This window comes from Pseudomonas sp. ENNP23, from assembly GCF_001728945.1.
GTDB lineage: Bacteria > Pseudomonadota > Gammaproteobacteria > Pseudomonadales > Pseudomonadaceae > Metapseudomonas > Metapseudomonas otitidis.
On sequence record NZ_LYSP01000002.1, the window covers coordinates 24,941 to 39,727 of the forward strand.

The following is a 14,787-nucleotide window of genomic DNA, read 5'->3' on the forward strand; positions in this document are numbered from 1 at the left end:
TTTACTCCCCGCATGTGACAGCGTCACGCGCGGCGTTTCAGCGGGGGGCGTAGCGACCCCAAAGGCTCTCGAATTCCGCCAGGTAGCGCGCCACCAGGTGGGCGTTGTCGATCACCAGCAGGTTCTCCTCGTTGCTGGTGCTGGCGCTGCGGGTCCAGTTGAAGCTGCCGTTGAGCAGCAGACGGCCGTCGAACAGGGCGAACTTGTGGTGCATGTGGAAGGGGCTGTCGTCGATGCGCACGTCGACCCCGGCGTGGCGCAGGGCCTGGATGTCGCTGCCCTCGTCGTGCTGTTTTTCGTTGTCGCTGATCACCCTTACACGCACACCGCGCCCGTGGCAGGCGACGATCTCGCTGCTCAGTTGGTCGTCGGAGATGGTGTAGACGCAGATGTCCACGCTATGCCGGGCCTGGCGGCACAGCTCGCGGATCTTGCGCCGGCACTCCTCGCCGGGGCTGAAGTGGGCACTGGCCAGGGTCGGGGCGACGGTACTGGCCAGATCGAGGGTGCGCACCACCTGTTCCAGCCACTTGAGCGCCGGCTGCAGGTTGGCCGGGTCGGCCCGGCACAGCTCGCGCACCAGGTCGAAGGCGCGGTTGCGCAGGTAGCGCACCTGATCCGGGCCCAGCTCGCTGCCCAGTTCGCGTAGTTCGTCGCGCTCCTCGTTGCTCAGTTTCAGGTCCTGCAGGCTGTCACGCAGCTGCTGGTCGAGTCCTGCGAAATCCATGGCGACCTCCGGGTCAGGTGGGCGTGCCGTCGGTGCCGGGCGTCGGCAGGGCGCCACCCAGTTCGTTGAGGCGGTTGGCGATGTCGGTGATGCGGTGGTGGGTGCGCAGGTCGACGTCGATCTTCTTGTCCATGATGCGGATCAGCGGCATGAAGCTGTTCTCCAGGCTATCGGCCAGGCTCAGCAGGACTTCGCGCACGCCTTCCTGAGCCGGGGCGGTGACGTCCACCTTGAGCGCGGCGGGCGGTTGCACCAGCGTCTCCAGGCGCTCCAGCAGGGTCTCCCATGGCACCTCGGCGGCGGCGGCGGGGACGTCGCGGTGGGCCAGCCCGCGCACGCTCTCCACCAGGTCGTTGAGCTGGGCCACCACGCGGGTGCCGACGTCGCTGTCGCTGCCGCCCATGGATTTGTTGCGCATGAAGTCGCGCTTGATCCGGGCCCAGCGCTCGGCCTGTTCGGCGCTCTGGTTGCCGCGCAGTTCGGCGAGCTTGAGCAGGTTCTCCTCGGCGCCGGTGGTGAGCAACTGGGATTCGCCCTGGTAGTGGTCGGCCAGCAGTTGCATCAGTTCGGCGTCGTTCATCACGGCCGAGACCTTCTCCGCCATCTTGTTCATGTTGCGGTAGCTGCCCTGCAGCTTGAACGGCGGCTCGGTGCGGTAGGTGTCGGCCTGGGCGGCGCTGGCGATGTACTGCTGGTTGACCTTGAGCACCACGTCGCGCACCTGCATGAGGCGTTGCAGGGTGGTGGTGATCTCGTTGATCTCGGCGCCGCTGTAACTGTGGCTCAGTTCGTTGGCGGAGAAGGGCTTGCCCTCGGCCTTGGCGACGAAGCGATAGACGTCGGCCATGTCGCGGGTGGCCAGGGGTGCCAGCACCGGGTTGGAGGTCAGGGCGTTCTCGATGTAGCTGAGGGCGAAGGCGTCCTGCATGCCGCCCAGGGTGTCGCCGAGGTTATAGATGTCGGCGCGGTTGGCGAGCATGTCGGGGATCTTGAACACCTCGCCGGACTCGGTGTAGGGGTTGCCGGACATCACCACGCAGAACTTCTTGCCGCGCATGTCGTAGGTCTTGGTGCGGCCCTTCCACACGCCCTCGATGCGCCGGGTGCCGTCGCAGAGGGAGATGAACTTCTGCAGGAATTCCGGGTGGGTGTGCTGGATGTCGTCGACGTAGAGCATCACGTTGTTGCCCATCTCCAGGGCCAGGTTGAGCTTCTCCAGCTCCTGGCGCGAGGTGGCGTCGGGCGCCTGGGCCGGGTCGAGGGAGCGCACCTCATGGCCCAGGGCCGGGCCGTTGATCTTCATGAAGATCAGCCCCAGGCGGTGGGCGACATACTCCATCAGCGTCGTCTTGCCGTAGCCGGGGGGCGAGATGAGCATCAACAGGCCCATCAGGTCGGTGCGCTTGTTCTCGCCGACGGTGCCCATCTGCTTGGCCAGGTTGTCGCCGATGATGCCGAGGTAGACGTCGTTGATCAGTTTGTTGCGCACGAAGGAGGTCAGCGGGCGCGGCTTGAACTCGGCCAGGCGCAGGGCCTCGCGCTGGCGGGTGACCAGTGCCTGGCGCAGCGCCTGGTACTGGCGCAGGCCAGGCAATACGTGCTCGCGGTGCTCGCGCAGGCGGCCGAAGAAGTCGTCCACCGCCAGCGCCAGGCTGTGGTCCTGGATGCGCGGGTGCTCGCCCATCAGGCCGCTCACGCTGAAGCGCAGGTCCACTTCGGTGAAGCGCTGCGGGAAGTCGGCGCGCAGCAACGCCAGGGCGACGGCTTCGGCGCGGTAATCGGCGAGGCCGGCAAAGCCCTCTTCGCCGCAGAGGCCGTCGAGCCAGTGGCCGACCAGCGCCCACTGGGCCGCCGGGCGCCCGTCAAGGCGACCCACGGCGGCCTGGTAGTCGTCCCACATGCGCGCGCCTTGCAGGCGCAGCTTGAGCCCTTCGTACAACTGGCGGGCGTACTTGCTGAAGGTGAATTCGATGCGCTCGGCGGCCAGCTCCTGCACCAGGTATTCGGCGGCCTCGGCGACCTGGCCCGGCTGCAGCGGTAGCGGGTGCTCGGCGAGGAAGGCCTGCAGGGCGTCGGTCACTTCGGCCCGCAGCGCCAGCAGGCCATCGGCGCGGCCGAACAGTTGCTGGATGTGCCGGCTGGTGCGGGCACGCTCGGGCCAGGCGGTGCCGCTCTCACCCTGCCGCGCGGCATCCCAGAACAGCGTGGCGAAGGCTCGGGGCACGGCGCCGAAGCGCAGCAGCCCGGCGCTTTCGCGCAGGGGCAGCAGGTGCTGGAGGATGGCGGCGGCGTCGTGGTCGTGGATGCCCTTCTCGTAGCCGTCGCGGTAGCGCGGGGCGGCGAAGTCGCGCACCACCCGCGCCAGTTCCTCGGGCTGCGCCAGCAGGGCCTTGAGGCCGTCCAGGCTGAGGCCTTCGCGCTGGCCGTCGGCGGCGTCGAGCACTTCGCCGGCCAGGTACTCGGCGCGATAGAGGCGCTCGGACTCGGACTCCAGCGCCACCTGCCAGAAGGCCTTGAGGGCGTCCAGTTCGGGGTCGTGCAGGGGTTCGAGGAAGTCGGTGCCGGTGAGGTGCAGGTAGAGCCCGTCGCCACGGGGCAGCAGGGTCAGGTCCAGTTCCTGGGTGTTGACGCTGAAGCGGTGGCGCGGGCCGAGCTTGATGACGTTGCCGCCGGCTTCGAACAGTTCGCTCTTGTCGCGCAGGGCACGCACGGCCTGGTCGCGGGCCCCCTTGAGGCGGGCCTCGACGTCGTCGGCCTTGACGCTGTCGTTGAGCTCGCGCAGGCGCTGGGCCAGTTCGCGCAGCTTGAGGATCAGCGGGTCGGCGGCGAAGAAGGCGTTGAGCTCCTCGGCCTGGGTGAACCTGGCGGTGCGCCGGCCGAGGCTGTCGAGGATGCGCCGGGCGGCGTCCTGCAGGCCCTGGGCCTTGCGCTGGCGCTCGTCGAGCAGGGATTGCTTGTGGGCCTCGAAGGTTTCCAGCAGCTCCTCGCGCTTGCTGAGGATGTCGCCGAGGAACTGCTCGTGGTCGCCGAAGCGGCTTTCCAGTTCCTCCAGTTGCACCAGCAGGCGCGACAGTTGCTCGTCGCAGCGTTCGGGGTCCTGGGCCTGGGCCAGGGCGTTGACGATGCCCTGGCCGAACAGCTTGAACTGGGCACCGAACTGGGCCACCGATTCGGTGGAGCCGAGGGCCTTGCGGCGCTGCTCGGCGCGGGCCTTGGCCTGGTTGAGGCGGGCGTAGATCTCGGAGATGGACTCGATGATGCGGGTGCGCTGGGTGGCGTCGTCGATCTGCAGCGAGCCCATCAGGTTGGACAGCATGTCCAGGTCGCCGGCCATGGCCTGCAGGGCCTCCAGCGGCGGGGCCAGGAGGGCGACGGTCTCGGCCTTCTGCGCCTCGACGTCCAGCGCTTCCAGGCGGATGACGAAGGGCTGCAGGGCCTGGTCGCTGGCGAGGAAGGTGGCGGTGGCGGCAGCGGTGCGCGCCTGGGCCTCCTGCAGCTCGGCTTCCATGGCGTCGATGCGGGCGACGTCGATGTAGCGGTAGTCACGGATGGTCAGCAGCAGGCCGCGCTGGGCGGTGATGCCGTTGAGGGCGTCGACGTAGTCCTGGGCCTGTTCCCAGCCGGCGGCCTGGAGGCGCCCGAGCAGGGCCTTCTGCTGCGCTTCGGCACCGGCCATGGCCTGGTCGGACTGGCGGCGGATGCTTTCGACCTTCTCGTATTCGTCCAGCACCCGTTCGGCGGTGGCGGCCACTTCCCGCAGCAGCGGGGCGAGCCCGTCGAGTTCGTCGCTGCCGAGCCAGTGGTAGACGTCGAACAGGCGGCGGGTGCCCTGGCACAGCTGGGTGTAGCGCTGCACCGAGACGGAGGGGGTTTCGATCTCGCGGCACAGGCCGTAGAGGTCGGAGACGCCGCGCACCAGCTCGGCGTTGCCGATGCGCCCGAAGAAGCCGCTGCGGGCCGGCTGGCGAGCGGCGTACTCCTCGGTGAAAAACGGGGTCTGCCAGATCTGCATGGGGTGGATGCGGGTCGGCTCGTCGCCCTCGGCGGCGAAGATCACCATGCGCCCGTCTTCCAGGCGCGCGTAGCCGTGGCCGAACAGCGGGTTCTGCAACTGGCGGCTGATGAGGTTGTAGGTGAGCAGGACCGAACGGCCCTCCTCGGGGTGGTAGAAGATGTACTGCACGTCTTCGCCGTTTGGCGAGCGCACGCTGCGCTTGAAGCGCATGCCGGCCATGGAGGCGTCGAAGGTCTTGTATTCGCCGTTCTGCAGGTAGCAGCCGCCGGGGAAGATGATGCCGTGGTCTTCGGGTAGCTGGACGCAGGCCTGGCCGATGGCGTCGATGCGCTCCACCTGGCGTGTCAGGCTGTTGTAGACCAGGTAGCGCCACTGCTCCTCGCGGTAGGGCAGCACCTTGAGCAGCACCAGGCTGCCGAGGCGGGCGAATTCGATCTGGGCGTCGTCGAGGGACTGGGTCTTGTCCAGCACCTCTTCGCGGTAGATGCCGAGGCCGTCCTCGGTGTTGTTCTCGATCTTGAGGGTGAGGTCGCCGCCGATGGTCTCGACGAACACGGTGTCGAGGATGTTCAGGTGCGGGTGGCGGCCCTGGACCACCATCTCGCGGGTGGCCTTTTTCCATTCGAAGTCGAAGGGCGACGGCAGGGCGATGTCGCGCTCGCCACGGTTGTCGATGTAGCGCACGTCGCGCCCGTCGCTGGAGAGGGACCAGCGGAACACGCGGATGTCGGTGATGCGCTCGCCGATCTGGAAGCTCGCCAGCAGCTTGCCGTCGCGGATGGCCAACTGCAGCAGGCGGGTGTTCTTGTAGTAGGTGTAGAGCTCGTTGAAGTCGTTGAGGAAGCCCTGGGCGGCGAGGAAGGTGCCTTCCAGCGGCACCGGCTCGGCGTCATGGCCCTCCTCCCCTTCCACCAGGCGGTAGAGGGAGAAGACGTCGGCGATGCCGGTTTCCTTCCTCAGGCCGATGAAGACGTTGTAGCCGAACAGCAGGCAGTCGCCGACCTGGACGATGTCGCGGGCGATGCAGTTGTTCTCGGTGCGGATGCGTACCCGACCGATGACGTCCATGCGGCTGTCGCCGAAGGCTTCGAGGCGGCGCTGGTTGAGGCTGTCGGTGGTCTGCCGCAGGCGCTGCCCCTGGTCCTGCAGGCGCTTGTGCAGCACCTCGTAGGCGCCGCCTTCGGCGACGGCCTTGTCCAATACATCCTGTGCGGGGGTTGCGGCGGTGACATCCGACATCATGTTCTTCCTGAATCTGCTGGGTCTGCGAACAGGGCCCCTCGGGTGGAGGGGCCGGGTACGCGGGGGCGCGGGGCCTGGGCTCAGGCGCCGATCTTGCGGGCGACCTCGGCCATCTGCTCGCGCAGGGTGGGGTCGACTTCCTCGGGCCTGACGTGGGCGAGGATCTTCTTCAGCACGCGCTTCTCGTTGTCGTCGATGACGCCGTCGCGCTCGGCGATGGCCAGCAGGGCGGCCAGTTCGTGCACGTCCAGACGACCGTCGTTGGCGAAGCAGTGGATGGAGCGGAAGGACAGCTCAAGGTAATCACGGGATTCGGCCATGGCGGGATTCCTCTTGGCGGGTAGGCGGGCCCGGCCCCTTTCGCAAGGCGGGGCGGACCCTGTGCGCGGTGTAGGGCCCCGGGGGTTCCGGGGCCCGCTCGATCAGGCTTCGGCCGCCGGTACGGCGTCAGCCTTGGCTGCGACGGCCGGGGTGCGACCGTTGAGCAGGCGGGCGAGCACGTCCTGTACCACGGGGCTCTTGCCCACCACGCCTTCGATGGCCTTGCCCACGGAGAGCGATTTGGCGAAGGAGTTGAAGAAGTCGCCTTCGCCACCGACGATCTCGATCTTCGCCTGGGCCATGGCGGTGGCGAGCACTTCGGCCTGGTCCTTGGCGATGTCCTTGTTGGCGGCGATGGCGGCCATGGCTTCCTCGAAGCTCTTCTCCAGCTGCATGCGGAACTCTTCGTGCTGGCGGGCGCTGTCGCTGAGGGCGTCGAGGGCGCTGAACTTCTTGCCCAGGCCTTCGGCCTCGGCACTCAGGCGCTGCAGCAGGATGTCGGCTTCAGCGCTGCCCTGGTCGTGGGTGGCCTTGGCCTTGGCGGCACCGAGCTGTTCTTCACCACGGGCCTGGGCACCGAGCTTCTCTTCCAGCACCTTGGCCTCGGCAAGACCGTCCTTCTCCTTGGCGGCGGCCTGGGCTTCGAGGATGCGGGCTTCGGCGAGGCCCTTCTCCTGCTCGCCACGGGCTTCGGCAATCAACTGTTCGGCGCGTACGCGGGCATCGGCGAGGCCGTCCTTCTCCTTCGCGGCGGCGGTCGCTTCCAGCACACGGGCATCGGCCAGGCCGGGGGCGGCACGCTCGGCCTCGATGCCTTCGGCCATGCGCTTCTTGGCTTCGGCCTGCTTGGCCGCGGCTTCCAGTTCAGCCTGGGCGAGGTTGTTGATCTCGACGGCCTTGTGCTTGGAGCGGGTTTCGTCGGCTTCGGCCTGCTTGACCTGGCGCACCAGCTCCTGCTCGGCTTCGGCCTGTGCCTGGAGCACGATGACCTGCTTGGCGCGCTCGGCCTCGGAGACCTCACGCACTTCCTTGATGCGCTCTTCTTCCTGGGCGACGGTCTTCTCGACGGCGACGCGCTCGCGGATCACGTTGGCGATGTTCTTGCGCTGTTCTTCCAGCGCCTTTTCCTTTTCGATGCGCTGCAGCTCGACTTCGCGCTCGCGGGCGACCACTTCCAGGTCCTTGGCACGGGTGACCTTCTCCACTTCGATGACCACGGCGCGCTGGCGGTTCTGCTGGGCCACTTCCACTTCGCGCTGGTGGTTCTCGACGCGGATGTCGATTTCCTGCTGGGCCTGGATACGGGCCTGCTCGGCCTTGAGGCGCTCCTCTTCCTTGACCTTGGCGGTCTCGGCCTCCTCGCGGGCGCGGATGGTTTCGATCTCGCGCTTCTGCCGGGCCTCGGCATCGGCCTGCTGGCGTTCGAGGGCCAGGGCGGCTTCGCGGGTCTCGACGTTCTTCTTCTGGATCGCCAGTTCCTGGTTGCGCTCCAGTTCGTTGGTGATGACGTTCTGGTTGGCGGTCAGCTCGGTGATCTTGCGAATGCCTTCGGCGTCGAGGATGTTGCTCGGGTCGAGGGAGTGCTTGGCGGTCTGTTCCAGGTAGTCGATGGCGACGTCTTCCAGCACGTAGCCGTTCAGGTCGTTGCCAATCACTTCGATGATGCGGTCGCGGAAGTCCTGGCGGTTCTCGAACAGCTCGACGAAGTCGAACTGCTTGCCGACGGTCTTCAGCGCTTCGGAGAACTTGGCGTTGAACAGTTCGTTCACCGCTGCCCGGTCGGAGGCGCGGTCTACGCCGATGGCCTTGGCCACCTTGAGCACGTCCTGCTGGGTTTCGTTGACGCGCAGGTAAAAGGCGACGGTGATGTCGGCGCGCATGTTGTCACGGCAGATGAGGCCGTCCTTGCCACGGCGGTCCACTTCCAGGGTGATCAGCGAGATGCGCATGAACTCCTTGAGGTGGATGACCGGGTACACCAGGGCGCCGGTGAAGTGCACCTTGGGGGTGGAGGACATGTCGTTGACGATCAGTGCGGTGCCCTGCGGGACCTTGATGTAGAAGGCCTTGAACAGGGCCAGGAGCCCGACGACCACGAGGACGACGAGACCGGCGCCGATCAGGATGGGCAGCAGCGAGGCTAGGTTCATTGCAATCATTCTCCTTTGATGCTGAGGCACACCGGGGGTCAGAGGCCCCGGAATTCGTCCTCGGTGATGACCCGATAGGCGTGCTGCGCCTCCAGGTATTCCAGTAACACGACGCGATCGCCGCGTTTGAGCCCGAGGGCTTCGTCGGCACGGACCTTGAGGATCAGCCCGGCGCCACCGTCCTCCAGCACGGCCTCACCCTGCTCGTGGGTGACGCGGCCACTGCGCACCACGGCCGTCTGGCCGATGACGCTGCGGGTGCTGGTGGCCTCGGCCTTGAGGAACAGCGGGCGCAGGGGGCGGCACAGGGTGGCGGCGATGGGCACGGCCAGTACCAGGGCGCCGATCATCACCACCAGCCCGAGCGGGTAGCGCAGCCAGCCGAGGGGCAGTTGACCGAGCAGCCAGAGTTCGACGAAGTAGCTGATGAACCAGCCGAAGAAGAACAGCAGGGTCAGCACCAGGGTGACCGGCACGCCGTTGAGCTTGAGCTTCGACAGCAGGCCGGCGAGTCCTTCGGCGTTGCCGTTGCCTTCGAGCAGGGAGTCGGCCTCGACGTCCAGCAGGTCCACCTCCAGCAGGCCGAAGGCGACCACGGTCCAGTAGATGACCGCGATGAGCAGCAGGAAGCTGAACACCACGGTGGGGAATGAGAGGGCGGTGATCAGGAAGAGGTCCATCGTTCGTTTCCAGTCCTTGAAACAGGGCGGGCGGGCCGCAGTCGGGCGGATCAGCGCCGGTCCCGGAGCCTCGCCAGGACGCTGTCGGCGCTGCTGGGGCCGGTGGCGATGCCGGCGGCACGCAGGCGTGCCTCCAGGTCGTCGCCGCGCTCGGCGCTGGCCAGTTCGTCGGCCGCCTCCAGCCGCGCAGCACGCTCGGCCTGCTGGCGCTTGAGGCGCTCCAGCGAGTCCAGGGCGGTGCCCAGGCGGCTGTGGGTATCGCCCTGGCGCTGGGCCACGGCCTGCTGGGCACGCTGCACGCTTTCGGTGGCCTTGACCGTGTCCACCTGTTGCTTGAGGTGGCGGATGTTTGCCTCGGCCTGGGCCACGGCCTTGCGCAGCTGGGCGACCTGGGTGCCGAAGCCTTCGGCCTGGTCGCGCTCGCTCCGGCGCTGCGTTTCCAGATCGGCGATCTTCTCTGCCACTTCACGGGCCAGGGCCTCGTTGCCGCTTTCCAGGGCCTTGAGGGCATAGCCTTCGTATTCGTCGACCTTGGCCTGGCACTGGGCGGCGCGCTCGTCGGCGAGCTTCTGCCGGGCCATGACGCCGGCCAGGGCTTCGCGGGCCTGACGCAGGGCCTGGTCGGCGTCGCGGATCTCCTGGTCGAGGATGCGCAGGGCCTGGCTGTCCACCAGCGCCTCGCCGGCTTCGCCGAGGCCGCCGCGCAGGGCGTCGATCAGCTTGCTCCATACGTTCATGGGTTTCTCCGGGGTCAGGCCTGGGGCGCCAGGTAGCCTTCGTAGGCTTCCGTGGCGCGGATGACGTTGCTGGCCAGGGTCTCGATCTCGAACAGCACGTTGGACAGGATCGAACGGGCGCTCAAAGCGCCGAACATGATGTAGCAACGCTCGCCGCCTGGTCGCGTCTCCAAACCGATGCTGGATAGCGGAAAGAGCTGGCGGCTGAGCAGGATTTCTTCGTTGAAGCGCGCCACGTCACGGACTTCGGACTGCGGCCAGAGCAGCGACTCGACGAGGATCTGCTCACCCTGCACGGCGAGGAACAGGGGCAGGTCGCCGAACTCGCGCATGGTCACCAGCAGGCTCGGTTCGGCGCCTTCGATCAGCTCCACCTGGGCCTCGCCCTGGCGGAACAGCTCGGTGGCGGCCAGGGCGTCGCACAGCGCGCGGGCGTTCCAGATCTGCGGCATCTCCATCGCATTCTCCTGTTCCAGGTGAACCGGCCCCGGCTGGGGCTGGCGCAGCGTCCGCTCCACCGCGAGCAGCGCGCGGGCGTTCTCGGGGAGGATCCAGACCTCTTTCTTGACCAGCCCCTGGTCACGCAGGCGCTGGCGGAAAAGTCGCTGGTAGTGGGCGGATGATTTCTGCATGGGGACGGAGCCTAGACCATCACATGTGATCTCGCAACAACTCACATGTAATAGACGAGACGATTTCCCCCCGATTGACGGACCCCGATTAGACCTGTCGACGCCGGCCAGGGACAGCACGGATGTCCCGGGGCGCGACCGGGTTCGCGTTACGCCGGTGGCTGCCAGGGGCGAAGGGATCGTCTAGGCTAGCGCGACCTTTTCCACTGCCCTCCCGGACGACCATGGACACCTCCCGCAAGCCCCTCGCCGGCCTGAAAGTGATCGAACTCGGCACGCTGATCGCCGGCCCCTTCGCCTCCCGCCTGTGCGCCGAGTTCGGTGCCGAGGTGATCAAGGTGGAGTCGCCCGACGGCGGCGACCCGCTGCGCAAGTGGCGCAAGCTCTACGAAGGCACTTCGCTGTGGTGGTTCGTGCAGGCGCGCAACAAGAAGTCCATCACCCTCAACCTCAAGCACGCCGAGGGCCTGGAGGTGCTCAAGCGCCTGCTGGCGGAGGCGGACATCCTCATCGAGAACTTCCGCCCCGGCGTACTGGAGAAACTGGGGCTGAGCTGGGAGGTAATCCACGCGCTGAACCCGAAGCTGGTGATGGTGCGCCTGTCCGGCTTCGGTCAGACCGGGCCGATGAAGGACCAGCCGGGTTTCGGCGCGGTGGGCGAGTCCATGGGCGGGCTGCGCTACATCACCGGCTTCGAGGACCGCCCGCCAGTGCGCACCGGCATCTCCATCGGCGACTCCATCGCCGCGCTGTGGGCGGTGATCGGCGCGCTGATGGCCCTGCGACACCGGGAGGTGAACGGCGGGCTCGGCCAGGTGGTGGACGTGGCGCTCTACGAGGCGGTGTTCGCGATGATGGAGTCGATGGTCCCGGAGTTCGACGTATTCGGCTTCATCCGCGAACGCACCGGCAACATCATGCCCGGCATCACCCCCTCCTCCATCCACACCAGCGCGGACGGCCGGCATGTGCAGATCGGCGCCAACGGTGATGCGATCTTCAAGCGCTTCATGCTCGCTATCGGCCGCGAGGACCTGGCCAACGACCCACAACTGGCCAGCAACGACGGCCGCGATGCGCGCCGCGACGAGCTCTACGGGGTGATCGACCGCTGGGTGGCGGCACTGCCGCTGGAGCAGGTGCTGGAGACGCTGAACCGCGCCGAGGTGCCGGCCAGCCGCATCTACTCCGCCGAGGACATGTTCAGCGACCCGCAGTTCCTCGCCCGGGAGATGCTGCTGCAGGCCCGCCTGCCGGACGGCCAGCCGTTCCGCATGCCGGGCATCGTGCCCAAGCTCTCGGACACGCCCGGCTCGGCGGACTGGATCGGCCCGGAGCTGGGCCAGCACAACGCCGAGGTGCTCGGCGAGCTGGGCTACGACGCGGCCCGCATCGACGCCCTGCGTGCCGCCGGGGCGATCTGACGCCCCTGCCCTTCCCCTAGCGTTCTCTCCGCGCGCCCTGCCCATCGGGGCGCCATCCGCCCCCTCGTACGTCCCCTTCGTCCCCTTCACAAACCCGGGAAACCTTTCGTCCTGCTTGCTCCAGCCGGCCTGGCAAGGGCTGCCCCTGCAGTACCGCCACCGGCACCAACAAGGAAAGGTACGAGCATGGCGAGCAACCCGGACGCGAGCCTCGAGACAGGCACGCCGCATCACGTGTGGAAACTGCTGATCGATCATGAACCCGTGCTGCGCAGACGCTGCCAGCAACTCACCGCCAACCGCCAGGATGCCGAGGACGCCCTCAGCGAACTGCGCCTGCGGCTCTTCACCCTGCTGCTGCGCGAGCCCCAGCGCCTGGAGCACATCGAGAACCTCCCGGCGTGGTTGCGACGGGTGGCCAGCAACCACTGCATCGACCGGCTGCGCAGCGCCCCGAGCACCTGCAGCCTCGACTGGCTGGACCTGCACCCGGCCGACAGCGCCGGCAACGAACCCGAACGCCAGGCCTGCCTGCGGGAGGCGATGGAGACCCTCGGCAAGGCGCTCCACCAACTGCCGCCCAACCTCGGCGATGCACTCTGGCAGCACTGCGTGGACGGCATGGCCTACGGCGAGCTGGCGCGCCACCTGCAGATCAAGGAGCCCAACCTGCGCAAGCGGGTGCAACTGGCCCGCGATCAGCTGAGGCAACAGGTCGGCGGGTTGTGCCAGGGGCTGCAGCCCTGAGGGGGGCGCCCTGGAGAGCCCACCTCGCACGCGAGGTGGGCCAAGGGTCAGAAGTTACCGATGGGATAGGCCGTATTCAGGGTCCAGGCCCCACCGATCTGGTTGACGAAGCCCCCAATGGTGAAAGGGTTGCCCGCCTCGCCGGTGCAATAGCCGACTGCCCCCACCGATGGGGCGGAAGGCCCGGTGAAGGCACCGCCAGCCCCCCCGATGACACTGAAGGGATGGGTGTAGGCATAGCGGATCGAGGCGACTACCTGCACCTGACTGCAGCTGTCCGGAAAGAAAGTTGAAGAACCCGCACCGCCCTTGGGCACCATCACACCGGCGGCATTGGCGACCTGGATACCACCGCCCAGGTAGCGATAGGGGCCGGGCTGGACGATGTACTGCACGCCCCCCGTGATCTGGGCGGCGAGAGCGGCCGCCGCTCCGGTACCTAACCGCGGGTCATGACTGTTGGGCCGGGAGTGGAAACCCGTCGCCGCCCCCCCGGCATTGACCTCGCCACAGAAGACGTGGCGCTGGTTGATCTGCGGGTTCATACGGCTGTTGGCGAGGCCTCCGCCGATCTGCACCGGCACCGGGTTGACCCCGGCAGCACCGGCCGAGCAGTCGATCTGGGCGAGGGCCGGGAGGCTGCAGCAGGCGGCCAGCAGGCCGAGCGGCAGTACGTTAACGAAGCGATCCATGGCATTTCTCCTTGACTGGACTGGGCGAAAAGTGCCCAGCAGGCAAGACGCAATGCGGCTGCATCCGTGAAGGCGGCACCGACATCCCGCACGCAACGAAATGGCACTTCACAGCCGCCCTTGCCGGCCGTCAGGAACACAGACCCGGGCATTCGCCGGGGTCACAACGGAACCAAGGAGAAAAGGACATGACGACTTTCAACGTGAACTTCAATGTGGACGACATGGAAGGCAAGACCGTGCTGGTCTTCCTCAAGCCGCAAAACCCGCAGCGCGACTACCGCGTCCACGCCTGGCAGGTGCTCACCGGCTCGGCCGGTGCCACGGAGTCCTTCGACTACGAGGCGGTGATCGAAACCGACGTGAGCAGCCTCGGCGAGAAGGCCGGCAACCAGATCATCTCTGGGCGTCGCCCCATCCTGCCCGGCCAACTGCTGCAGGCGGTCAGCCCGAGCGGCCTGTCGCCGCAACTGGAGCCGGCCTCCACGTCGCTGGCGCTGGAGAAGCTGACGCCCCAGCAGTGCGGGGTGATCAACAAGACCAACCCCTACACCCAGTTCGACAGCAACTGGTACGTCAACGGCCGCCCGGTGGTGACCATGCCCAAGGTGGACTCGCGCATGACCGTGAGTTTCGAGTACGAGCCCAACTTCTACTTCATGGTCGCCACGCCGCCCATGATCGGGCAGACCTACATCGTGCAGAACTTCTCGGACATGACCCGCTACGTGGCGCCCATCACCGCCACCGAAGTGGACGTGACCCTGACCCGCCCGAGCGGCCTGTGGACCTTCGACTTCATCGCCCGCTGAAGCCCTGGCGTCCCGAATGAAGAAGCCCCCGGCGAGTGATCGCCGGGGGCTTCTTCGCGTCTGGCTTCCTGCGGCATTCACCCTGCATGACGTGGGATGGCTCGGAACAGAGGGCGCGCGGCGCCGAAGCCCGCAGCACCTGGGCTAGGATCAGGGGCCGACGTCAGCACTGCGCCGCACGGGCGCCAGGAGAGGTGAAAAATGGAACGTTTTACCGAGGATCTGGCCCGACTGGATCACTTCATACTGCGCGCACTGCGCTTCCAGGCGATGGCCCTGGCCTTTCTGATGCTGGGCCTGCTACCGGGAATCGTGGGCTTCTACATGCTGGAGGGTCTGGGTTGGCATGAGGCCACGCTGAACGCCCTCTCCATGCTGGGCTCGGTCAGCCTCGCCCACCCACCGAGCAGCCTGGCCGGCAAATACTTCGCGGCGCTGTATGGGTTGTTCCTGGACAGCGTCTTCCTGGTGGCGCTCGGCGTGGTGGTCACCCCGTTCGCCCACCGTCTGCTGCATCGCTGGAACCTGGCCAACGACTGAGGCCGTCATCAACCGTTGCACGTATCTGGACAAGGCCGGCTCCCTGAGAGGTGCCGGCCTTTTTCAGG

At 67.3% G+C, this 14,787-nt stretch carries 12 protein-coding genes; 4 read left to right on the forward strand and 8 right to left on the reverse strand.

The window, feature by feature from the left end:
* Positions 1–37 precede the first annotated feature (37 nt).
* The 7 genes from A9G05_RS01340 to A9G05_RS01370 form a co-directional block, all read right to left on the reverse strand.
* The gene (locus A9G05_RS01340; protein ID WP_069559268.1) at positions 38–727 is read right to left on the reverse strand and encodes a phospholipase D-like domain-containing protein; all 690 of its coding nucleotides are present in this window, start codon (positions 725–727) and stop codon (positions 38–40) included.
* 13 nt (positions 728–740) lie between these two features.
* The gene (locus A9G05_RS01345) at positions 741–5,981 is read right to left on the reverse strand and encodes a DNA repair ATPase (protein WP_069559269.1); all 5,241 of its coding nucleotides are present in this window, start codon (positions 5,979–5,981) and stop codon (positions 741–743) included.
* An 83-nt stretch (positions 5,982–6,064) separates the two neighbouring features.
* Positions 6,065–6,304, reverse strand: a complete 240-nt coding sequence (locus A9G05_RS01350) for a hypothetical protein (protein WP_069559270.1) — start codon at positions 6,302–6,304, stop codon at positions 6,065–6,067.
* Between the two features lie 102 nt (positions 6,305–6,406).
* Positions 6,407–8,455: a flotillin family protein gene (locus A9G05_RS01355; RefSeq protein ID WP_069559271.1), complete on the reverse strand. Its 2,049-nt coding sequence runs from the start codon at positions 8,453–8,455 to the stop codon at positions 6,407–6,409.
* A 38-nt stretch (positions 8,456–8,493) separates the two neighbouring features.
* On the reverse strand, positions 8,494–9,135 hold the full coding sequence (locus A9G05_RS01360) for an OB-fold-containig protein (RefSeq protein WP_069559272.1): 642 nt from the start codon (positions 9,133–9,135) through the stop codon (positions 8,494–8,496).
* 50 nt (positions 9,136–9,185) lie between these two features.
* On the reverse strand, positions 9,186–9,872 hold the full coding sequence (locus tag A9G05_RS01365; protein ID WP_069559273.1) for a PspA/IM30 family protein: 687 nt from the start codon (positions 9,870–9,872) through the stop codon (positions 9,186–9,188).
* 14 nt (positions 9,873–9,886) lie between these two features.
* Complete coding sequence (locus A9G05_RS01370) at positions 9,887–10,504, reverse strand: YjfI family protein (RefSeq protein WP_069559274.1); 618 nt, start codon at positions 10,502–10,504, stop codon at positions 9,887–9,889.
* Between the two features lie 224 nt (positions 10,505–10,728).
* Here A9G05_RS01370 and A9G05_RS01375 point away from each other — a divergent pair, with 224 nt between their 5' ends.
* Positions 10,729–11,928: a CaiB/BaiF CoA-transferase family protein gene (locus A9G05_RS01375; RefSeq protein ID WP_069559275.1), complete on the forward strand. Its 1,200-nt coding sequence runs from the start codon at positions 10,729–10,731 to the stop codon at positions 11,926–11,928.
* A gap of 186 nt (positions 11,929–12,114) precedes the next feature.
* Complete coding sequence (locus A9G05_RS01380) at positions 12,115–12,675, forward strand: RNA polymerase sigma factor (RefSeq protein ID WP_069559276.1); 561 nt, start codon at positions 12,115–12,117, stop codon at positions 12,673–12,675.
* 47 nt (positions 12,676–12,722) lie between these two features.
* Here A9G05_RS01380 and A9G05_RS01385 read toward each other — a convergent pair whose 3' ends face one another.
* Positions 12,723–13,367: an EndoU domain-containing protein gene (locus tag A9G05_RS01385; RefSeq protein WP_069559277.1), complete on the reverse strand. Its 645-nt coding sequence runs from the start codon at positions 13,365–13,367 to the stop codon at positions 12,723–12,725.
* A 188-nt stretch (positions 13,368–13,555) separates the two neighbouring features.
* Between A9G05_RS01385 and A9G05_RS01390 the strand changes: the two genes are divergently transcribed.
* Positions 13,556–14,179 carry a hypothetical protein gene (locus tag A9G05_RS01390; RefSeq protein ID WP_044405879.1) on the forward strand — a complete coding sequence of 208 codons (624 nt, stop codon included), beginning with the start codon at positions 13,556–13,558 and terminating at the stop codon, positions 14,177–14,179.
* A 201-nt stretch (positions 14,180–14,380) separates the two neighbouring features.
* The gene (locus A9G05_RS01395; RefSeq protein ID WP_069559278.1) at positions 14,381–14,719 is read left to right on the forward strand and encodes a hypothetical protein; all 339 of its coding nucleotides are present in this window, start codon (positions 14,381–14,383) and stop codon (positions 14,717–14,719) included.
* Positions 14,720–14,787: the final 68 nt, after the last annotated feature.

What these genes read in the sequence shown, in the direction of transcription:
- A9G05_RS01340 (WP_069559268.1), bottom strand. Translation starts at nt 727, where the DNA reads ATGGATTTCGCAGGACTCGACCAGCAGCTGCGTGACAGCCTGCAGGAC.
- A9G05_RS01345 (WP_069559269.1), bottom strand. Translation starts at nt 5,981, where the DNA reads ATGTCGGATGTCACCGCCGCAACCCCCGCACAGGATGTATTGGACAAG.
- A9G05_RS01350 (WP_069559270.1), bottom strand. Translation starts at nt 6,304, where the DNA reads ATGGCCGAATCCCGTGATTACCTTGAGCTGTCCTTCCGCTCCATCCAC.
- A9G05_RS01355 (WP_069559271.1), bottom strand. Translation starts at nt 8,455, where the DNA reads ATGAACCTAGCCTCGCTGCTGCCCATCCTGATCGGCGCCGGTCTCGTC.
- A9G05_RS01360 (WP_069559272.1), bottom strand. Translation starts at nt 9,135, where the DNA reads ATGGACCTCTTCCTGATCACCGCCCTCTCATTCCCCACCGTGGTGTTC.
- A9G05_RS01365 (WP_069559273.1), bottom strand. Translation starts at nt 9,872, where the DNA reads ATGAACGTATGGAGCAAGCTGATCGACGCCCTGCGCGGCGGCCTCGGC.
- A9G05_RS01370 (WP_069559274.1), bottom strand. Translation starts at nt 10,504, where the DNA reads ATGCAGAAATCATCCGCCCACTACCAGCGACTTTTCCGCCAGCGCCTG.
- A9G05_RS01375 (WP_069559275.1), top strand. Translation starts at nt 10,729, where the DNA reads ATGGACACCTCCCGCAAGCCCCTCGCCGGCCTGAAAGTGATCGAACTC.
- A9G05_RS01380 (WP_069559276.1), top strand. Translation starts at nt 12,115, where the DNA reads ATGGCGAGCAACCCGGACGCGAGCCTCGAGACAGGCACGCCGCATCAC.
- A9G05_RS01385 (WP_069559277.1), bottom strand. Translation starts at nt 13,367, where the DNA reads ATGGATCGCTTCGTTAACGTACTGCCGCTCGGCCTGCTGGCCGCCTGC.
- A9G05_RS01390 (WP_044405879.1), top strand. Translation starts at nt 13,556, where the DNA reads ATGACGACTTTCAACGTGAACTTCAATGTGGACGACATGGAAGGCAAG.
- A9G05_RS01395 (WP_069559278.1), top strand. Translation starts at nt 14,381, where the DNA reads ATGGAACGTTTTACCGAGGATCTGGCCCGACTGGATCACTTCATACTG.